At 64.9% G+C, this 19958-nt stretch carries 17 protein-coding genes and 1 tRNA gene; 15 read left to right on the forward strand and 3 right to left on the reverse strand.

The genetic code is table 11. The features are described 5' to 3' along the window. Positions 1 to 90 precede the first annotated feature (90 nt). The 5 genes from ACOZ9V_RS05515 (at position 91) to proC (ending at position 6324) form a co-directional block, all read left to right on the forward strand. The gene (locus tag ACOZ9V_RS05515; RefSeq protein WP_181270871.1) at positions 91 to 1809 is read left to right on the forward strand and encodes a glycerol-3-phosphate dehydrogenase/oxidase; all 1719 of its coding nucleotides are present in this window, start codon (positions 91 to 93) and stop codon (positions 1807 to 1809) included. A gap of 132 nt (positions 1810 to 1941) precedes the next feature. Next, positions 1942 to 2664: an MIP/aquaporin family protein gene (locus tag ACOZ9V_RS05520; RefSeq protein WP_139907252.1), complete on the forward strand. Its 723-nt coding sequence runs from the start codon at positions 1942 to 1944 to the stop codon at positions 2662 to 2664. A 59-nt stretch (positions 2665 to 2723) separates the two neighbouring features. Further along, on the forward strand, positions 2724 to 4256 hold the full coding sequence (gene glpK, locus ACOZ9V_RS05525; protein WP_181270870.1) for a glycerol kinase GlpK: 1533 nt from the start codon (positions 2724 to 2726) through the stop codon (positions 4254 to 4256). Positions 4257 to 4351: 95 nt separating this feature from the next. Then, positions 4352 to 5353, forward strand: a complete 1002-nt coding sequence (locus ACOZ9V_RS05530) for a sugar phosphate isomerase/epimerase family protein (protein ID WP_181271828.1) — start codon at positions 4352 to 4354, stop codon at positions 5351 to 5353. Between the two features lie 134 nt (positions 5354 to 5487). Next, on the forward strand, positions 5488 to 6324 hold the full coding sequence (gene proC / locus ACOZ9V_RS05535; RefSeq protein ID WP_181271827.1) for a pyrroline-5-carboxylate reductase: 837 nt from the start codon (positions 5488 to 5490) through the stop codon (positions 6322 to 6324). 15 nt (positions 6325 to 6339) lie between these two features. Here the strand turns inward: proC and ACOZ9V_RS05540 are convergent, their stop codons facing one another. Further along, a complete protein-coding gene (locus ACOZ9V_RS05540) occupies positions 6340 to 7221 on the reverse strand; it encodes a helix-turn-helix transcriptional regulator (protein ID WP_139907255.1) in 882 nt (293 codons plus the stop codon). Between the two features lie 107 nt (positions 7222 to 7328). Here ACOZ9V_RS05540 and ACOZ9V_RS05545 point away from each other — a divergent pair, with 107 nt between their 5' ends. The 4 genes from ACOZ9V_RS05545 to ACOZ9V_RS05560 all read left to right on the forward strand — a co-directional run bounded on the left by ACOZ9V_RS05545 (position 7329) and on the right by ACOZ9V_RS05560 (position 10965). Then, positions 7329 to 7670, forward strand: coding sequence for a DUF485 domain-containing protein (locus ACOZ9V_RS05545; protein ID WP_139468617.1), 342 nt, complete (start codon positions 7329 to 7331; stop codon positions 7668 to 7670). Then, positions 7667 to 9319, forward strand: a complete 1653-nt coding sequence (locus ACOZ9V_RS05550; protein ID WP_172173732.1) for a solute symporter family protein — start codon at positions 7667 to 7669, stop codon at positions 9317 to 9319. Before ACOZ9V_RS05545 ends, ACOZ9V_RS05550 begins: the two co-directional genes overlap by 4 nt. 414 nt (positions 9320 to 9733) lie before the next feature. After that, positions 9734 to 10702, forward strand: a complete 969-nt coding sequence (locus ACOZ9V_RS05555; RefSeq protein ID WP_434594328.1) for a hypothetical protein — start codon at positions 9734 to 9736, stop codon at positions 10700 to 10702. A 192-nt stretch (positions 10703 to 10894) separates the two neighbouring features. After that, positions 10895 to 10965: transfer RNA gene (locus ACOZ9V_RS05560), tRNA-Gly, on the forward strand. A gap of 197 nt (positions 10966 to 11162) precedes the next feature. On the opposite strand, the gene ACOZ9V_RS05565 is transcribed toward ACOZ9V_RS05560, so the two are convergent. Beyond that, the gene (locus tag ACOZ9V_RS05565) at positions 11163 to 11825 is read right to left on the reverse strand and encodes a potassium channel family protein (protein ID WP_101546810.1); all 663 of its coding nucleotides are present in this window, start codon (positions 11823 to 11825) and stop codon (positions 11163 to 11165) included. Continuing rightward, on the reverse strand, positions 11818 to 13236 hold the full coding sequence (locus ACOZ9V_RS05570) for a TrkH family potassium uptake protein (RefSeq protein WP_434595356.1): 1419 nt from the start codon (positions 13234 to 13236) through the stop codon (positions 11818 to 11820). Before ACOZ9V_RS05570 ends, ACOZ9V_RS05565 begins: the two co-directional genes overlap by 8 nt. Positions 13237 to 13295: 59 nt before the next feature. On the opposite strand from ACOZ9V_RS05570, the gene ACOZ9V_RS05575 reads away from it, so the two are divergent. From ACOZ9V_RS05575 to ACOZ9V_RS05600, 6 genes are all read left to right on the forward strand, one after another. Further along, on the forward strand, positions 13296 to 14492 hold the full coding sequence (locus ACOZ9V_RS05575; protein ID WP_434594332.1) for an acetoin utilization protein AcuC: 1197 nt from the start codon (positions 13296 to 13298) through the stop codon (positions 14490 to 14492). 250 nt (positions 14493 to 14742) lie between these two features. Beyond that, a complete protein-coding gene (locus ACOZ9V_RS05580; protein ID WP_009882927.1) occupies positions 14743 to 14841 on the forward strand; it encodes a 30S ribosomal protein bS22 in 99 nt (32 codons plus the stop codon). A 72-nt stretch (positions 14842 to 14913) separates the two neighbouring features. After that, positions 14914 to 15159, forward strand: coding sequence for a glutaredoxin family protein (locus tag ACOZ9V_RS05585; protein WP_172173720.1), 246 nt, complete (start codon positions 14914 to 14916; stop codon positions 15157 to 15159). A gap of 27 nt (positions 15160 to 15186) precedes the next feature. After that, a complete protein-coding gene (locus ACOZ9V_RS05590) occupies positions 15187 to 15882 on the forward strand; it encodes a redox-sensing transcriptional repressor Rex (RefSeq protein ID WP_434594336.1) in 696 nt (231 codons plus the stop codon). Next, entirely contained in the window at positions 15879 to 18356 is a 2478-nt protein-coding gene (hemA, locus tag ACOZ9V_RS05595; RefSeq protein ID WP_259357110.1) for a glutamyl-tRNA reductase, read from the forward strand. Before ACOZ9V_RS05590 ends, hemA begins: the two co-directional genes overlap by 4 nt. Then, positions 18353 to 19957, forward strand: a complete 1605-nt coding sequence (locus tag ACOZ9V_RS05600; RefSeq protein WP_434594339.1) for a uroporphyrinogen-III synthase — start codon at positions 18353 to 18355, stop codon at positions 19955 to 19957. Before hemA ends, ACOZ9V_RS05600 begins: the two co-directional genes overlap by 4 nt. Position 19958: the final 1 nt, after the last annotated feature.

Below are 19958 nucleotides of genomic sequence, written 5' to 3' on the forward strand. Positions count from 1 at the left end.
GATTAGTCGCCGAGGCGGCACCCGCACTGATCTGCCCGTGCCGACATCGGTGAAAGCCCGAATCTTCTGACGGAAAGCACGAATCTGCTGATGCGAAATGGTGAGCTGTCCCCGAACTTCCGCGACCAGGCGCTGGAGACTCTGAAGAAGACGAGCGCGGCCGACCCGCTCGACGTCTTCGTCGTCGGCGGGGGAGTGACCGGAGCAGGATCGGCCTTCGACGCAGCCACCCGCGGACTCAAGGTCGGCGTTGTCGATGCCAAGGACTGGGCCGCGGGCACCTCGTCCCGGTCCTCGAAGCTCATGCACGGCGGACTGCGCTACCTCGAGATGCTCGACTTCAAGCTCGTCGCCGAGGCGCTCAAGGAACGCGACCTGCTGCTCCAGCACACCGCACCGCACCTCGTCGAACCTGTCGCCTTCGTGTTCCCCTTCGAGCACCGCCTCATCGACCGGGCCTTCATCGGCTCCGGCGTGCTCCTCTACGACACGATGGCCACCCGGCCGGGCCGCAAACGGGCTGTGCCGATGCACCGCCACCTCGGGAAGAAGGCACTGAGCGCCCACTTCCCGGGCTTGGCCGACGACGCCGCCGTCGGAGCCCTCGAATACTATGACGCGAAGGTCGACGACGCCCGCTTCGTCATGAACCTGGTCCGTTCGGCCGTGAGCTACGGAGCCGCTGCCGCCAACCACGTCTCCGTCATCGGCTACCTCCACGACGGCGATCAGGTCACCGGCGTCCACGCCCGGGACGAGATCACCGGTGAGGAGTTCGACATCCACGCTCGCCGCACCATCCTCGCCGGGGGAGTCTGGACCGAAGAGCAGCAGGATCTGGCGAAGGCCGATGCCGGGCTCAAGGTGCTCGCCTCGAAGGGCGTGCACATCACCGTGGCCGAGGACAAGATCAAGGCCGACCCGAACACCGGAATCATCTCGAAGACGGAGAAGTCCGTCCTCTTCGTCATCCCGTGGGAAGGCTACTGGGTCATCGGCACCACCGACACTCCGTGGAACGAAGACGTCGACGCACCGGTGGCGACCTCGCAGGACATCGACTACCTGCTCGAACATGCCAACGCCATCCTCGCCGACAAACTCACCCGCGAGGATGTCATCGGCGTCTACTCGGGACTGCGTCCGCTGCTCCAGCCGGTCGTCAAGGAAGGACAGGCCTCGACGAAGGTCTCCCGCGAACACACCGTGATGGAGGTCGAGCCGGCCCTCGCCGCGATCGCCGGCGGCAAGTTCACCACCTACCGAGTGATGGCCGAAGACGCCGTCGATTTCGTCCTCGGCGACGATGCGAAGGACCGCAGGTCACTCACCGAATCCGTGCCGCTGCTCGGTGCCCAGGGCGTCGGTGCACTGAGGCGCGGCCAATCCGGAATCGCGGAGAAGTTCGGATGGGACGAGGACCGCGTCAAACGACTCATCCGCCGCTATGGCACCCTCATCGAGGATCTGCTCGACCTCGTCGATGAGGATCCCGAACTCGGTCAGCCTTTGGACGGCGCCGAACGCTACCTGCGCGTCGAAGCCCATTACGCGGCCGCCGCGGAGGGGGCCGTCCACCTCGGCGACATCCTGGAGCGGCGGATGCGGCTGAACTACGAGACTCGCGACCGGGGGAAGAACGCCGCCGAGGCGGTCGCGGCCATCGTCGCACCCGTCCTCGGGTGGGACGACGACCGGCAGACGGCCGAGGTCGAGGCGTTCAACGCCCACGTCGACGCCCAGGTCGCGGCCGAGTCCACCGACGATGACGCCTCGGCGGCGGCCCTGGTCGGTGCGACTCTCCACTGAACCGTTCACAGAGAAGTGCGGGACCACAACGGAATACCGACAATCGAATATCGACAGACCTCGGAGCACCCTCCGGGTCGACCATCGACCGGGACACCCTCCGGAAAGACAAACAATAGGAGTTTGTGAGATATGGGCACCATCTTCCTCTTCGAGATCGCCGGTACGGCGATGCTCATGCTGCTCGGCGTCGGCGTCGTCGCCAATGTCGTCCTCGGCAAGACCAAAGGCAACGGCGGAGGCTGGCTGCTGATCTCCTTCGGCTGGGGCCTCGCGGTCTTCGCCGGTGTCTTCGTCGCTTATAAGACCGGCGCACACCTCAACCCCGCCGTGACCTTCGGCATCCTCGCCAGCGGAGCCGACGAATATGCACCCGGCATCGCCGTGACTTTCGGCAACACCATCGCCTATCTCGCGGCCGAGATGATCGGAGCGATGCTCGGCGCGGTCCTCGCGTGGGCCGTCTACAAGAAGCACTACGACGAGGAGAAGGACGCTGGCAACATCCTCGGCACCTTCTCCACCGGTCCGGAGCTCCGCTCCTACGGCTGGAACTTCGTCACCGAGGTGATCGCGACATTCGTCCTCGTGTTCGTCATCCTCCTCTTCGGCAAGACCCCACACGAGCTTGGACCCTTGGCCGTCGGCCTCCTCGTCGTCGTCATCGGCGCTTCGCTGGGCGGGCCCACCGGCTACGCCATCAACCCGGCGCGTGACCTCGGTCCGCGCATCGTCCACGCACTGCTGCCGATCCCGAACAAAGGCGGCTCCGACTGGGCGTACTCGTGGGTGCCGATCGCCGGACCGCTGGTCGGCGGCGTCGTCGCCGGTCTGGCCTCCCAGGCATTCGTCTGAGTACGATCACAGACAACTGAGCACGCTCACAGACAAACCACTTCGACACAGGAGTCAGAATGAGTCAGGAAAAGTTCATCCTCGCCATCGACCAGGGCACCACCTCGTCGCGGGCGATCGTCTTCAACCATGACGGGCAGATCGTGTCGTCCGGCCAGCTCGAGCACGAGCAGATCTTCCCACGCGCCGGCTGGGTCGAACATGACCCGATCGAAATCATCAAGAACACCAACGAGGCGATCGGTCAGGCCCTGGCTCGGGCGAACATCAACCGCCACCAGCTCGAAGGCGTGGGCATCACGAACCAGCGTGAGACCACCGTCATCTGGAACAAGAACACCGGCGAACCCGTCTACAACGCCATCGTGTGGCAGGACGCACGCACCCAGAAGGTCTGCGATGAACTCGCCGGGGACGAAGGACCGGATAAGTACAAGGACCGGGTGGGTCTGCCCCTGGCGACCTACTTCGCCGGCCCGAAGGCCAAATGGATCTTCGACAACGTCGACGGGGTCAAGGAAACCGCCGCGGCCGGGGACCTGCTCTTCGGCACCATGGACACCTGGGTGATCTGGAACCTCACCGGCGGGGTCAACGGCGGAATCCACGTCACCGATGTGACGAATGCCTCGCGGACGATGCTGATGAACATCGACACCCTCGACTGGAACCCTGACATCGCGGCAGATATGGGCATTCCCGTCGAGATGCTGCCCGAGATCAAGTCCTGCTCGGAGATCTACGGCTACGGGGCGAAGAACGGACTCATCATCGACACCCCGATCTGCGGCATCCTCGGCGATCAGCAGGCTGCGACGTTCGGTCAGGCCTGTTTCGAGAAGGGGCAGGCGAAGAACACCTACGGCACCGGCAACTTCATGCTCATCAACACCGGCAATGAGCCGGTGGCCAGCAAGAACGGTCTGCTCACCACAGTCGCGTACAAGATCGGCGAGGACGATGCCGTCTACGCGCTCGAGGGGTCGGTGGCGGTGACCGGTTCGCTCGTGCAGTGGCTGCGCGACAACTTCGGCATCATCAAGGACGCCCCCGAGGTCGAGACCCTGGCCAAACAGGTCGAGGACAACGGCGGCTGCTATATCGTGCCGGCGTTCTCCGGACTCTTCGCCCCGCACTGGGAGTCTGATGCTCGCGGCGTGATGGTGGGTCTGACCCGGTATGTGAACAAGAACCACATCGCCCGTGCCGCCCTGGAATCCGTGGCTTTCCAGTCGCGCGAGGTCCTCGACTCGATGAACCTCGACTCCGGTGTCGAACTCACCGAGCTCAAGGTCGATGGAGGCATGGTCGCCAACGAGACGCTCATGCAGTTCCAGGCCGACCTCCTCGGCGTGCCCGTCATCCGTCCCGAGGTCATCGAGACCACGGCGCTGGGTGCGGCCTATGCGGCGGGCATCGCCGTGAAGTTCTGGAACGGCGAGGACGACGTGAAGGGCAACTGGCGCGAGGACAAGCGCTGGAATCCGTCGATGGACGACGAGACGGTCGACCGCCTCTACCGCCTCTGGAACAAGGCGGTGGAGAAGTCGAAGAAATGGGTCGACGACGACACCGAAGCCCTCTACGCCTGAATTACTACCTGACGGCGGCCCAGCAACCTCGCGCGAGGTTGCTGGGCCGCCGTCAGGTAGTTCTGGGGAGGGGGAGCCGCGTTAGACTGGAAGAGATGAGCAAGAAGTCGAAGTCCCAGCGGAAGGTGTTGACCACCAAGAATTCTGCGCGCTCGAATTCGAAGCGCCATAAGGAGTACTTCGACAAACACGACGTCTATGAGAAAGACGCCCATCACGTCTCCGATAACCGGATCAGGCTCGGCCTCTCCAGCTCCTCCGTCTCACCCATGACCGTCGAAGAGACCTTCACCCAGGCAGCCAAACACGGCTACGACGGCGTCGAGATCATGGTCACCCATAACACCGAGACCCGCGACGTCGACCTCATCAACGGACTCGCCGGCGACACCGGACTCGACGTCATCTCCCTGCACGCCCCGACCCTGCTGTTCCTGCCCCGAGTGCTGCACAAAGACCATTGGGAGAAGCTGCGGATCACCGCGAACCTCGCCAAGGCAGTGGGCGCCGACACGGTCGTCCTCCACCCGCCGTTCCGCTGGCAGGGCGAATACGCCCTCGGCTTCGTCGACGGCGTCCGCCAGGTCGCCCAGGAGACCGGTGTGAGACTGGCCGTGGAAAACATGTACCCCTGGCGGGCCGGCCTGCGCGAGATCCAGGTCTACTACCCCGACTGGAACCCCCTGGACGAGGACTACGACGACCTCACCTTCGACTTCTCCCACGCCTCCACCGCCGGCATGAACGCATTGGAGACGGTGGGCGAGATCTTCGACCAGCTCCGTCACGTCCACCTCACCGATGGGGCCGGCTCGCTCAAGGACGAACATCTCGTTCCGGGCGAAGGCACCATGCCTGTCGCCGAGACCCTGCAGTACCTCGCCAAACACAATTGGCAGGGCGACGTCGTCGTGGAGGTCAACACCCGATTCGTCCGCAGACAGGCCGCGCGCGAGAAGATGCTCGCCGACTCCATTGCCTTCGCCCGTGAGCACCTCGGCCTCGACGCAGATACTCGACGACGCAACGCCCACAGCCACACCCGCACCTCCGAGCACAAGCCCTCGCGGTCCGGAAGGGCCGGCGCCGAGAGCTGACCCTGCGAGCGACCGCGACCTCGCACATCACCCTGCCCGTCTTCGCCTCGCTTCGCTCGGTCACGTATCGGCACGCTTCAGCGCATGGACACCCACCGACCACCGCACATCAGATATCGAAAGGCTGACGCACTTTGACCACCATCGCCTCCATCGGAACCGGCAACATGGGCACGGCCCTCATCCAGGGAATCCTCACCGCCGACGCGAGCATCACCGTCCGCGCGACGACGAACTCGACCGACTCGGCGCAGCGGCTCCGCAGTGATCTGCCCACCGCCACGGTCACCTCGCTGGAGGATGACGCCGACGCGAATCGGAAAGCCGTGTCCGGTGCCGATTTCGTCTTCCTCGGTGTGAAGCCGTGGATGATGGCCGATACCCTGCGCGAACTCGCCGACGACCTTGACCGGGACTCCGTGCTCGTGTCCATGGCAGCCGGCGTCGCCGCGGCCGACCTTGCGAAGCTCGCCCCCGAGAATCCGATCGTGCGGATCATGCCGAACACGCCGAGCGCCATCGGCCACGGCGTCATCGCACTGGCCCCCACCGCCGAGGTGACCGCCGCCAGTGTGGACACACTGAAGTCCCTGCTGTCGGGCGCCGGCCTCGTCGTCGATCTCGACGAATCCCAGATCCCGGCCATGACCGGCATCTCCGGGTCCGGAGTGGCGTACTTCTTCCTCCTCGCCGAAGCCATGATCGCCGCGGGCGTCAAGCAGGGTCTCAGCGAGGACGTCGCCCGCCAGATGGTCGTGGCCACCGCCGACGGTGCCGGCCGACTCCTGACCGAGAAACCCGATCCCGCCGCTCAACGTCAGGCCGTGAGCAGCAAGGGCGGAACGACCTTGGCCGGTCTCCAGCAGTTTCTCGACTCCGGGATCTTCGATATCGCCGAGGCGGCCGCGCAGGCGGCAGCGGACCGTTCCCTGGAGATGGAACAGGAGAACTCCGAGGTCATCAACGGCTGAGCCGGATCTCCCTGTTCAGGGGAGGACGTGGGACGAGCGGGCGATCGACACGGCCTCATGCCGGGTCCGTGCCGAGAGCTTGACCATCGCCGTATTGAGATAGGACTTCACCGTCGACTCGCGCAGCGACAGCGCCTCGGCGATGCGGGCATTCGGCCATCCCAAGGCAACATGCGAGAGGATGTCGGTCTCCCTCGGCGACAGCCTGACTGCGGGTACCGGCGTCTGGAAGCTCTCCGGATTGTGTCCGGAGAGAATATCGGCCAGGCGCGCCTCGATGCCGGTGAGCTTCTCCCTGGTCTCCTCATCGACGATCCCGGAGCGGATCGCCCTAAGCTCGGCATAGGTGTGCCGGAGAGCTTCGCGTCCCGAGGGATCCAGATCCGGGTAGAGCGGTTCCTCCTTGACAGGGCCGCGCGGTTCCTGCCGGTATCCGAGTCGAGCGAGATCGACCGAAAGCTGTCGTACCCGTCTGACGAGGTCTCCCGTCTGCGGGGCGGCGGCGTTGTAGTCCGCGCGGTGGCCGCAGTAGACCATACCGGTGACCTCACCGCCGTGCAGAGTCGGCACGGCGACGAGGACGCGGATGCCCTCGCCGAGCACCTCCTCGTCGTAATGGTGGGTGATGAGCGGGTCGATCTCATAGTCGCGGGTCAGTTGCGGAGTGCCTTCGGTCATGGCCCGACCGCCTAGGCCGCGCCCTGTGCTGACGATGAGGGTCGAGAGCAGGTCCTTGTCGGCGCCGGCGACGGCTTCGACCGCGACCGAATCCTCTTCGACCATGCCTCCGAAGACGACGTCACCGGTGCCGCTCTGGTGCAGGGAATCGACGGCTTCGACGAATAGGCGACGGGTCTCGACCTTGAGTGCCCGCGTTTCCTTGGCGTGCGCATTCATGTGAACAAGCTACCAACTTTCGGTGGTATTCCCTAGCGCATGCTGAACGTTACCTTTGGGTCATGTGATTCAGGACACTGATGTTCTGCCCATTCAAAGGAGAAAGAATGACTGACCCTGTCAACACCGGTGTTGACTTCCTCGCAGAGGAGGAGAAGCCGGAGTTCAAGGCCCTCAAACGCAAGCGCTTCTCGGTGGTGATCCCGCTGTCGATCGCGTTCCTCGTCTGGTACTTCCTCTACGTCATCCTCAGCACGTACGCCCACGACTTCATGTCGACGAAGGTCGTGGGGGAGATCAACATCGGACTCGTATTCGGGCTGCTGCAGTTCGTGACGACCTTCGCGATCACGATGTTCTACGTCTCGTTCGCCAACAAGAAGCTCGACCCTCCCGCGGAGGCGATCCGTGAACGACTGCAGGCCGAATCGGAAGGACACCGCTCATGAGCACTCTGGCAATCGGAGACTTCGTCGCTTCGGGAGTCGACCTCCTCAGCGCAGCGACCACCGAGGTGGAGAACAACCCGGTCCTCAACATCACGATCTTCGCCGCATTCGTCGCGGTCACGATGTTCATCGTTCTGCGGGCCAGCCGCAACAACAGATCCGCCTCGGACTACTATGCGGGTGGCCGGTCGTTCACCGGACCGCAGAACGGCTTCGCCATCGCCGGTGACTACCTCTCTGCCGCATCCTTCCTCGGCATCTGCGGTGCGATCGCCGTCAACGGCTACGACGGATTCCTCTACTCGATCGGCTTCCTCGTCGCCTGGCTCGTCGCTCTGCTCATCGTCGCCGAACTCATGCGCAACACCGGCAAATTCACCATGGCCGACGTGCTGTCCTTCCGCCTCAAACAGCGCCCCGTACGCATGGCAGCAGCCCTGTCGACCCTGGCGGTCTGCTTCTTCTACCTGCTCGCGCAGATGGCCGGTGCCGGCGGGCTCGTGTCTCTGCTCATGGGGATCGACGGCAAGGTCGGCCAGTCGCTGGTCATCGCCGTCGTCGGCGCGCTGATGATCATCTACGTTCTCGTCGGCGGAATGAAGGGCACCACCTGGGTGCAGATCGTCAAGGCGATTCTGCTCATCGCCGGTGCTTTCGCCATGACCATCTGGGTGCTCGCACTCAACGGCTTCAACCTCTCGACCCTGCTGGCCTCGGCCGTGGACAACGCAGCCGAAGGAGTCGGGGAAGGCGTCCTCAACCCGGGTCTGCAGTACGGCGAGAATCCGCTCGACTTCATCTCCCTGGCACTGGCGCTCGTGCTGGGCACGGCGGGTCTGCCCCACGTGCTCATGCGCTTCTACACCGTCCCCACGGCTAAGGAAGCTCGCCGATCCGTGGTGTGGGCGATCTGGCTCATCGGTGCGTTCTACCTCTTCACCCTCGTGCTCGGCTATGGTGCGGCCGCACTCGTCGGCGCCGACGCGATCAAGAACGCTCCTGGCGGCGTGAACTCCGCGGCTCCGCTCCTGGCGCTTCAGCTTGGCGGGCCGCTGCTCATGGGCTTCATCTCCGCGGTCGCGTTCGCCACGATCCTCGCGGTGGTGGCGGGCCTGGCGATCACCGCGGCGGCCTCGTTCGCTCACGATATCTACGCAAACGTCATCAAGAAGGGCAAGGTCGAAGACTCCGAGGCGGAGGTCAAGATCGCCCGTCGCACCGTCGTCGTCATCGGTGCGGTCGCGATCATCGGCGGCATCGGAGTGCAGGGGCAGAACATCGCATTTCTTGTGGCGCTGGCCTTCGCCGTCGCCGCCAGCGCGAACCTGCCCACGATCGTGTACTCGCTGTTCTGGAAGCGCTTCACCACTCGCGGTGCGGTGTGGTCGATCTACGGCGGACTGATCTCGGCGATGGTGCTCATCGCCTTCTCGCCGGTCGTCTCCGGCTCCGAGACCGCGATGATCCCCGGTGCCGACTTCGCGATCTTCCCGCTGTCGAACCCCGGCATCATCTCGATCCCGCTCGGCTTCATCCTCGGGTGGATCGCCTCGGTGACGGATCGAACGGTGGAGAGTCCCGAGCTGGCCGCCGAAATGGACGTCCGTGCCCATACCGGATTCGGCGCCGAGGAGGCTGTCGAGCACTGACCCATTCCGCCATCCGCGTGTTCGAAGTGCAGACGACCCGATTCCGATCAGCACGCATGCACTTCGAACACGCGGTTGTGGATACCGCAGCGTTATGGCCGCGTCGTGACCATCTCGGCGCACGCACGCTTGCGCTGAGAACTCGGCTGCAATCGAGTACCACGCGGGTGCGGAGGCGCCGCTGACTCAAACGCCGTGGACTGTTGACAGCATGCGGACTCGGACGTCTTATGGGTGTGGATGCCGAGGGCGATTCCACAGGCGGTTGAGGAGGCCTTGTCGGAGTCTCATTCGCAGCGACAGTCTTGCCGCATGTACAACGTGGTCCGCACCAGTGAACTCAGGGCGCGTGGGGTGCAGAGCAGATGCATCCGTGGCGCCAAAGACTGCTGCCTTTTGGCACTCACTCAAGGGATGTATTCTGTCATCGCCCGCTGCTCGAATCCCAGACATGGTGCGATAGCGGAGTTCATCACGGACGAAGCGTGGATGCACAGAGTCGTCGAGCAGACCGACCCGGAGTCGGGGAGGCCTCGTTTCGAACTCCTCGACATGTTCGAGAAGCTGCGAGTGGCTTCGTACCCGCACTACCGATTTGACGACGTGATCTGGGGAGTCTCCGCCGCATTCGTCCATGACCTTCCGCTGCATCGACCGCCTCGGGGGAAGGTCTTCATCGCTCATCCGACGAGGCGGCACAGCAGTGCCGATGTGTCGAGGACCTCCAAGACCATTCCTGATGAGGACGTCGTCCGTATCGGCAAGATGGCGCTCACCTCGCCCATCCGCACCGCGTTCGACCTCATCGGCCAACTCGGTGAACCGGAGGGCTTCGCCGTGCTGGAGTCGTGTTTGCGCAGATCGGTATTCGGTTCCGACGCAGGAGCGGACGCAGCGGCCAGGTTCGGTTACCCACCGGACACGCTGGCATTGGCCGAGCGCCGAATCGCCGAGGATTTCCTGCCCGTGCTGGGCCGACTGTCGAAAGGCCAGGTGAGAGCGCAGCGCTTGCTGTCGGCGATCGGTCCGCTGTCGGAGAGTTACGGAGAGAGTCGCTTCGCGTACAACCTCACGCAGCTGAGGCTGACCGGATTCAGTCAGCAGGCCAGGATCTGGGATGGGCGCGCAGTCATCGCTCGTGTGGACTTTCTGCACAGAGAATCGCGGACGATCGTTCTCGTTGACGGCTTCTCCAAATATGCCGACAACGGAGTGCGGCTGATGCGCAAAGAGGTTCGTCAGTACAACCGGTTGCTGGAGCTGGGCTACCGAATCGTTCGTCTCAACTTCACCGAGGTGACTCACCTTGAAGAATGCGCGACCAAACTCTTCGGGCAGGCACCGCACCTGAGGGAGTTCATCGCCCCACGGGTGCGTTCCTGAGCTCGCACCCAACCACGGCACCAACTGCTTGAAAATGCAGATGCCCCGACCGAAGTCACTGCTTTTACACTTTGAACCCGCGAATGTCGGATGCACCTCGGGCCAGACGCTGTAGACTGGTCCGAGTCGCTGACCACGGCATGATCGCACCGGGCCCTGCCTGGGCGAACAGTTCGAATTCGGTGGCGACGCGCGGGCGTAGCTTAATGGTAAAGCTTCGGCTTCCCAAGCCGACGACGCGGGTTCGATTCCCGTCGCCCGCTCTCATACCGCGCACCCACACTGGCTATGCCAGCGATCCGAGACCCACGATGCGGGGTGATCGCCGCTCGCAGCGTGTGCCGCCGCGGTGGTGTCGGACCTGACCGGTGCGCCAACTGCTTCGAAATGCAGATGCCCCGATCGAAGTCACTGCATTCACGCTTTGAACCCGCGGTTACCTCTGGCACCGCTTCGCAGCCTACGGGCGGCCGGCGAAGCGGCCGAGCAGCTCGACGTGACCGGCGACGATGAGCAGATCCTGTTTGCCCACGCGGGTCGTCGGATCGGCGTAGGTGAAGTCGCGGCCGGGGCTCTTGATGCCCACGATCGTCACTCCGTACTTGTCGCGGACACCGGACTCGCTGAGAGTGAAGCCCTGGATCTCCCGCGGCGGCCGCATCTTCACCACGGCGAAATGGCCCTCATCGAACTCGATGTACTCCATCATCCTGGAGCTGACCAGGTGGGCGACGCGGCGACCTGCGTCCGACTCCGGGTAGAGCACATGGTGGGCGCCGATGCGGTGGAGGATCTTGCCGTGCGACGGCGAGATCGCCTTCGCCCACACCTGCGAAACGCCCAGGTCGACGAGGTTGGCGGTCGTGAGCACGCTGTCTTCGATCGAGGTTCCGATCCCGACGACGGCAGTCGAGAAGTCACCGGCACCGACCTGCCGCAGTGCGTCGATGTTCGTCGAATCGGCTTCGACGACGTGCGTGAGTTTGCCGCTCCAATCCTTGACGAGCTCGGGGTTGTGCTCGATGGCCATGACCTCGCGCCCCAGGCGGGCAAGAGTCGCCGCGGTCGAGGACCCGAAACGCCCCAGTCCGATGACCAGGATTGAAGTGTGTTCGTTAGCCAACGACCGGCCTTTCCTCGGGGTAGCGGTACAGGCGCACCGAATCCTGCATAGACAGTGCAGCCGCCAGTGTAATCGTACCGAGTCGACCGATGAGCATGATCACCGACAGAACATAGAGTCCCGAATCCGGCGAGGTCGCCGACACCCCGGAGCTCAGACCCACGGTGCCGAAGGCGGAGATCACCTCGAACAGCACCCGATCGAGCGGTTCCGCACTGATCTGCAGCATCGTCAGGGTGCCGATGAAGACGATCATCGCACCGGTGAGCAGAATCGAGATCGACAGTTTGATCGTCGACGACGTCAGCCGCCGACCGAACACGTGCACGTCCTGCAGACCCCTGGCCTCGGCATACGCAGCGAGGACAAGCACGGCCACCGTCGTCACCTTGATTCCGCCTGCTGTCGACGACGAACCGCCGCCGATGAACATCATGAGGTCCATGAGCAGATGCGACGCCTGGCTCATGTCCGCGACCTCCATCGTCGCGAAGCCGCCGGACCGGGGCATGACCGCCATGAACAGCACTTCGACGAAGGTATGGCCGGCATTCTTATCGCCCAGGGTCGCCGGGTTCGCCGACTCGAACAGCGCCAACAGGAGCAGACCGATCGCCAGCACCGTCGTCGTGGTCGTCAATGTCAGCTTCGTATGGAGATCCCAGCGGCTGGGCCGGTTCCAGAACATCGCGACCATGAGCACGACGGGGAACCCCAGCGACCCGACGAACACCCCCGCCATGAGCAGGGACAGAATCCACGGATCCGAGGCGAAGTACGCCGCCCCGCCTTCGTGGATGGTGAAACCGGCGTTGTTGAACGCCGAGATCGAGTAGAACACCGAGTACCAGATGGAGTCGCCGAGCGATTCCCCGCGGATGAGGAACCGTGGGAACAGCAGCACCGCGAGGATCGACTCGGCGGTGAAGATGGTGATGACCACTGTCTTGAGCAGCGAGCCGACCTGACCCAGATTGAGCGCCGAGGTGGCCTGCTGAGCGATCAGGCGCTGCCGGACTCCCAGCCTCCTGGAGACCGCCATGCCCAGCACCGAGGCGAGGGTGAGGATTCCGAGACCGCCGACCTGGATGCCGGCGGTGATGACCGAGATCCCGAAGTCCGACCAGTACTCCTCCGTGACGACCGGGGTCAGTCCGGTCACACACACGGCCGAGACCGCCACGAACACCGAGTTCGCGATGTGCGTGGCCTGATCGACCGAACCGGGGTCGCGCATGCTCGCCGGCAGCATCAGCAGGATCGCGAACACCGCGACGACGGCGACGAAGGACCCGATCGCCAATCGTGCCGGTGAGGCCACGGCGAGGTCGTCGACGAAGTCACGGACCCACCGGCCCGGCTTCAGCAGCCGATCGAAGCGCGGCGAGGAATTCTTGGACACAAGCACCATGGTAGAGCCGTTGGCCCCGGAATCGGCGCAAGTGAGCTGTGCCATATAGCATGGTGGGCATGGCCGAAAATGATGTGTATGTCGTTTGGGACGACGAAGTGACCGGTTACAACTTCGGTCCCAGCCACCCCATGCACCCTCTCAGGCTCGACCTGACAGCGAAGCTCGCCGAGGACTTCGGACTCTTCGACGCAGACAACGTCCACATCAATCCCATCGGTGAGATCGACGAGGCGAAGCTCGCCCGCCTCCACGACCCCGACTACATCGCCGCGGTCAAGCAGGCCGGCACCGAGGAGGGCCTCGAGGAGCAGGACGCGAACAGATACGGAATCGGCACCGAGGATGTTCCCGGGTTCGAGAATATGCACACCGCCTCGGCGCTGCTGTTCCAAGGCAGCGTCAACGCCGCGAACGCGATCATCTCCGGGGACTTTCGGCGCGCGGTGAACTTCTGCGGCGGAATGCACCACGCGATGCCCGGCAAGGCCAGCGGGTTCTGCGTCTACAACGACGTGGCCGGAGCGATCACCGAATTCCTCGACGCCGGATACGAGCGCATCGTCTACGTCGACATCGACGCCCACCACGGTGACGGTGTCGAGACGTTCTTCTGGGACGACCCGCGAGTGCTCACGATCTCGATCCACGAATCGGGGAAGTTCCTCTTCCCCGGCACCGGATTCCCCGCCGATATCGGGGGACTCAAGGCGGCCGCCTCGGCGGTGAATATCGCCCTGCCCCCGCGCACGGGCGACGCGGACTGGCTGCGCGCCTTCGACGCCACCGTCCCGCAGGTCGTCGCCGCCTTCGAACCTCAGGTCGTCGTCTCCCAGCACGGGTGCGACGGTCACCGGGCAGACCCGCTGACCCATATGCGCCTGAGCGTCGACGCGATGCGCATCGCCGCCGAACGCATCCGCGACCTCGCCGTCGACCATGCCGATGGACGCTGGCTGTCCGTCGGGGGAGGGGGCTACGCGATCATCGACGTCGTGCCCCGCGCATGGACGAACCTGCTGGCCGTCGCCGCCGGCCGCGATATCGATCCCGGAGCCCGGATCCCCGGACGCTGGGCCTCCTACGCGCAGACGAAGACCGGGCGCGAGGCGCCGCTGTCGATGACCGACGGCTTCGACGGGGCGTTCGAACCATGGTCGAAGGGGTTCGACCCCGAAGTCGAACTCGACCGCGCCGTGATGGGCACTCGGAAGAACATCTTCCCTTTCTTCGCACTCGACCCCTACTTCGACTGAGCGGGGGCTGCTTCGACTGAGCGAGATCGGTCGACGCCCGTCGACCCAGCCGAACGCGAGTCCGGCCCTGCCGTGCACGCCACCCGGGCCGAACCCGATCCCCGCGTCCGCGCGGATCGCCTGGCACCGCCGTTGTGGATCTGGACACAGTTTTGGGAAAGCAGGCGGCCAAGCGATAGAATTGCACGGTTAGTTCAATGGGTGGGCACCTGATGTTCACCCTCCACCGACAAGCACAAGGGGTACCCGAGTGGGCTCAGTCATCAAGAAGCGCCGCAAGCGTATGTCGAAGAAGAAGCACCGCAAGCAGCTTCGCAAGACACGTCACCAGCGTCGCAACAAGAAGTAAGACCCAACGGTCCTACGCCCCCGCTCGAGTGATTTCTCGGCGGGGTTTGTTGCACCCGATGAGGAGTGAGCCATGGTCGATCTGACCTTTCTCACACGTGTCGACTGCCATCTGTGCGCTGATGCGCTGCAGACCGTCACCGAGGTGGCTGCAGGCAGAGATGTGACCGTGACCGAGATCGACATCGATACGGATGACGATCTGGCCGCGCAGTACGGCTGGGACGTTCCGGTCGTTCTCCTCAACGGGCGACAACACAGTTTTCATCGAGTCGATAGGGATCGGCTGTCCAAGGCGCTTGACGCCTTGGGCGCATGAGATCGATTGAAGGAGTGAGGCGGATTCGTGGGCGAGATTCTGTCCGCCAACAGGATTGAGGGTGTCGTTCGCAAGGACGTACCCGAGCGCGTGATATCCCGACTCCCGATCTATCTGCAGACCGTCGAGACGATTGCCGCCACCGGCCAGGACACAGTTTCGTCGGAGGACCTTGCCGCCCGCAGCGGTGTGTCCCCGTCGATTCTGCGCAAAGACCTGTCCCAGCTGGGACGATCGGGAACCCGTGGGGTCGGCTACTCCTGTCCGGAGCTGGCCGCGACGCTGCGGACTTTCCTCGGCCTCGACCGCGACCGCCGCGTCGCCATCATCGGCGCCGGACGTCTCGGCTCGGCACTGGCCGACTACGCCGGATTCCGTCGGCGCGGCCTGCGTCTGACCGCCGTCTTCGACATCGACGAGGAGAAGATCGGCACCTCCATCGGTGCCCTGACCGTCTCTTCCCTGGACGACCTTCCCTCCTGGTCCGAACACATCGACCTGGTGGTCATGGCCGTCCCCGCAGCCGCGGCACCCGCGGCGGCCCAGAAGGCCGTCGAAGCAGGTGTGCGCGGCATTCTCAACTTCTCACCCACCGTGCTCGACGCACCGGATACCGTGCGTGTCCATCAAGTCGACTTGGCCAGTGAGCTGCAAGTACTCGCATACTATTCGGCGCTGGACACGGCACCGCTCAACCCTGGTTTTGAGGAGCACAGGAATTGACTCTCTTGGTTCTCGGCATTTCACATCAGTCGGCTCCGATCGACATGCTCGATCGAATGGCCTTCGGCGCCGGTGAGGTCGGCACTCTGCGACGGGACGCCCTGGCCGGAGAGAACATCGAGGGACTCGCCGTGCTCTCGACGTGCAATCGCCTCGAACTCATCGCCGACGTCTCCGCCTTCCACGGGGGACTGGCCGACCTCGGCAACGCGCTCGTGTCGTCGATCGACAAAGAATGGTCAGATATCGCCGGGCACTTCTACGCCCACTACGACCACCAGGCCATGGAGCACCTGCTCAAGGTCGCCTGTGGACTCGACTCCATGGCCATCGGCGAAGCCCAGATCCTCGGTCAGCTCCGGACGGCGTTCACGGAATCGCAGTCGGACAAGGCACTGACCTCCGAACTCTCCCAGGCGCTGCAGCAGGCGCTGCGTGTGGGCAAGCGCGCCCATTCGGAGACCGACCTCGGAGACGTCGCACGATCCCTGTTCGGTGCAGGCATCGAGGCATCGGCCGCGCACATCGGGTCCCTGCGTGCAGCGAATGCACTCGTCATCGGCGCCGGAGCCATGTCGGGGCTCGTCGTGTCCGGGCTGCACAAGGAAGGCGTCGCCCACATCACCGTGCTCAACCGGACGCTCGACAAGGCCGAACGCCTCGTCGCCGAGGTGGGCGGACGTGCCCGCGAACTCACCCCGCGCATCATGGCCGAGGAGATCGCCGACGCCGACCTCATCGTCTCCTGCACCGGTGCCCGCGGAGTCGTCGTCAGCCGCGACGACATCGTCGCCGGACTCTCGCAGAACCCCAAGGGCGCGGCGAACAAGGCGTTCATCGACCTCGCCCTGCCGCACGACATCGACCCCAGCGTCCGCGAGTTCGAACATGTCGCCCTCTTCGGCCTCGGCGAGATCCGCGAACTGCTGCGCGGCTCCGATAAGGAAAGCGATGCGAAGGTCGCCGGCACCATCGACGAAGTCCGCGCCATCATCGCCGCCGAGCTGGAGAACATCGCCACCGGCAACAAGGAGCGCTCGGTCGCTCCGACCGTGACCGCTCTGCGCTCCCATGCCAAAGATGTGCTCGCCTCCGAGACACAGCGCCTGGAGAAGAAGCTCGGCGACTCCGTCGACGAGAAGGCGTTCGCAGAGATCCGCAAATCCCTGCACCGGGTGGCGGAGAAGCTCATCCACACCCCGACCGTGAAGGTCAAGGAACTCGCGGTGACCGAATCCGAGGTCGACTACGCCCAGGCTCTCATGCAGCTCTTCGACCTGCCGGTCAACAAAGTCGCCCACGCCAAGACCGCTCCGGAGACGAAGGTCGCGAAGGCCGCCAGCGCGCATCATGTCGAGGCCGACGGCATCCGCCCAGTCGCCGATCACACCCTCGACATCGTCGAACCCGAACACTTCACCGGCCGCACCGTGCGTCTGGGCACCCGCCGGTCACAGCTGGCTCGGTCCCAGTCCACGGCGATCGCCCACCAGATCGCGGCTCTGACCGGCTGGCGCGTCGAGATCGTCGAGGTCGTCACCGAGGGCGATGTCAATATGTCGCCCCTGGCCGGTTTCGGCGGCACCGGAGTCTTCGTCTCCGCCGTCCGACAGGCCCTCCACCAGGGCAAGATCGATCTGGCCGTGCACTCGCTCAAGGACCTGCCCACCACCCCCGAGGTGGGAATCCAGATGGCAGCCATCCCACCGCGCGTCGACCCGGCCGACGTCCTCATCGGCCGCGACGGACTGAGCCTGAACGACCTGCCCTCCGGGTCCGTCATCGGCACCGGTTCGCCGCGACGTGCCGTTCAGCTTCGTGCCGCACGTCCCGATATCGAGGTCCGCGGAGTGCGCGGAAACGTCGACACCCGAATCGCCCATGTCCGCGACGGGCGCCTCGATGCAGTCGTCCTCGCCGCCGCCGGAGTGCGTCGCATCGGGCGGCTGGCCGAGGCCACCGATTCGCTCAACTTCGATGTCATGCTCCCGGCCCCGGGCCAGGGAGCCTTGGCGGTCGAGACTCGCAGCGCCGACAGCGCCTTCGCCACCACTGCGGACATCCTCGACAGCGACGCCGAGGTGCGGGCGGCTCTGCGCCGGATCCACGACCAGACGACCGACCTCGCCGTGACCTGCGAGCGCGCGATCCTCTCCCGTGCCGAAGCCGGCTGCTCGGCTCCGATCGGCGCGCTGGCGAAGATCGAGGGCACCGAGTTCATCGTCGACGCCGTGATGGCCGATGATGACGGAAAGCTCGCCCGCACGCGTCAGAGCACCGAGCTGCCCGCCCTGCTCGACGTCGACTGGAGCAGCACCGGCGAGCAGCAGCTGTCGGTGACCGCGAAGGAACTCGCCCGTATCGCCGACGAACTCGGCACCGCAGCGGCCGAGGATCTGCTGGGACGCCTCGGCATCGACCCGGCCGCCAGCGCCGAACACCTCACCCCCGTCAAGGCTCAGGAGCAGGGATGAACAGCGAACCGACAACGGGCCAGGTGCAGCCGCGCCGACTCCTGCCGGCTGCTCCGCGCGTCGTCTTCATCGGCAGCGGGCCCGGCGAATCGGGTCTGATGACGATGCGCGGCGCCGAGATCCTCGCCACCGCCGAAACCGTCGTCTATGACGCCGATGTGCACTCGGAGATCGTCACCGCCTATGTGCCGCAGGCCGCAACGCTCATCGATGCCGCCGACCTCGGAGTCGCCGCCTCGACCCGAGGTCGCCGCATGGCCGAACTCGCCCGCCCGGACAAGACCGTGGTGCGGCTGAGCTCGGACGACGGAATCATCTTCACCACCACGACAGCGGAAGCCGGAGTCTGCCGCAAGGAACAGGTCGAGGTCGAAATCGTGCCCGGAGTGGGACTCTCCGCCTCGACGGCTGCCTACACCGGAACGGCTCTGACGACCAACCGCGTCCGGTCGGTGCGCTTCATCGAAGCAGGACCGCAGACCCATGTCGACGTCTCTCGCCACCGGAACACGACCCACGTGCTCACCGGCAGCGCAGCTGCCCACGAACAGGCCGTCGAGGCCCTGCTCGCCGACGGCTGGGACGAGGACACGAAAGTCCTCCTCGGGTGGGGGATCTCCACCATCGAGCAGACGAGCGTGGAGACGACTTTGCAGCAGGCGCTGTCCATGGCGCAGACAGGTTCGGATCGTATGGTGGTGATCATGGGGCAGGGAGTGGAATCCAGAGGAGAGCTCAGCTGGTTCGAATCCAAACCGCTCTTCGGCTGGCAGGTGCTCATCCCGCGGACGAAGGAACAGGGCACATCCACCGCCGAAGCCCTGGCCGAGCTCGGCGCCGTCGGCACTGTGGTGCCGACCATCGCCGTGCAGCCGCCGCGCACCCCGACCCAGATGGAGAAGGCGATCCGCGGCCTCGTCGACGGATCCTACGAATGGGTCGGCTTCACCTCGGTGAACGCCGTGCGTGCCGTGCGCATGTGGTTCGAAGACTTCGGACTCGATTCCCGTTCGATGGCCGGCGTCAAGGTCGCCGCCGTGGGCGGTCGCACCGCGGCAGCGCTGGTCGACTGGGGGATCACCCCCGACCTCGTCCCCGACGGGGAGCACTCCGCACGCGGGCTGGCCGCGGCCTGGCCGGACTTCGTCGATGACATCGACCCGATGAACACGGTCCTCCTGCCTCGTGCCGATATCGCCACCGAGGTGCTTGTGGCCGGACTGCTGGAGAAGGGGTGGGACCCCGACGACGTCACCGCCTACCGCACCGTGCGCGCCTCTCCGCCGCCGGCTCCGATCCGCGAGTCGATCAAGGCCGGAGACTTCGACGCCTTCCTCTTCACCTCCTCATCGACGGTGCGCAACCTCGTCGGCATCGCCGGCAAACCCGCCCCCACCTCGGTGATCTGCTGCATCGGCCCGGCAACGGCGAACACTGCAGCCGAACACGGACTGCGCGTCGACGTCCTTGCCGAGGAAGCCAACCTCACCTCTCTCATCGACGGTCTCGTCGAATTCGCACTCACCCAGCGCGCCGATGACGTGGAAGCCGGGATCTCCCCGCAGCGTCCCAGCCAGAAGCGCCGCAGAAGGAAGGCCTGAC

Source organism: Brevibacterium sp. 1718 (assembly GCF_051131255.1).
Classification (GTDB): domain Bacteria; phylum Actinomycetota; class Actinomycetes; order Actinomycetales; family Brevibacteriaceae; genus Brevibacterium; species Brevibacterium sediminis.

Bases quoted from the DNA above. Each gene is read 5' to 3' on its own strand.
- ACOZ9V_RS05540 (WP_139907255.1), bottom strand. From the start codon at position 7,221: ATGAATGCGCACGCCAAGGAAACGCGGGCACTCAAGGTCGAGACCCGT.
- ACOZ9V_RS05545 (WP_139468617.1), top strand. From the start codon at position 7,329: ATGACTGACCCTGTCAACACCGGTGTTGACTTCCTCGCAGAGGAGGAG.
- ACOZ9V_RS05575 (WP_434594332.1), top strand. From the start codon at position 13,296: ATGGCCGAAAATGATGTGTATGTCGTTTGGGACGACGAAGTGACCGGT.
- ACOZ9V_RS05585 (WP_172173720.1), top strand. From the start codon at position 14,914: ATGGTCGATCTGACCTTTCTCACACGTGTCGACTGCCATCTGTGCGCT.
- ACOZ9V_RS05570 (WP_434595356.1), bottom strand. From the start codon at position 13,236: ATGGTGCTTGTGTCCAAGAATTCCTCGCCGCGCTTCGATCGGCTGCTG.
- glpK (WP_181270870.1), top strand. From the start codon at position 2,724: ATGAGTCAGGAAAAGTTCATCCTCGCCATCGACCAGGGCACCACCTCG.
- ACOZ9V_RS05530 (WP_181271828.1), top strand. From the start codon at position 4,352: ATGAGCAAGAAGTCGAAGTCCCAGCGGAAGGTGTTGACCACCAAGAAT.
- ACOZ9V_RS05520 (WP_139907252.1), top strand. From the start codon at position 1,942: ATGGGCACCATCTTCCTCTTCGAGATCGCCGGTACGGCGATGCTCATG.
- ACOZ9V_RS05515 (WP_181270871.1), top strand. From the start codon at position 91: ATGCGAAATGGTGAGCTGTCCCCGAACTTCCGCGACCAGGCGCTGGAG.
- ACOZ9V_RS05555 (WP_434594328.1), top strand. From the start codon at position 9,734: ATGTATTCTGTCATCGCCCGCTGCTCGAATCCCAGACATGGTGCGATA.
- ACOZ9V_RS05600 (WP_434594339.1), top strand. From the start codon at position 18,353: ATGAACAGCGAACCGACAACGGGCCAGGTGCAGCCGCGCCGACTCCTG.
- ACOZ9V_RS05550 (WP_172173732.1), top strand. From the start codon at position 7,667: ATGAGCACTCTGGCAATCGGAGACTTCGTCGCTTCGGGAGTCGACCTC.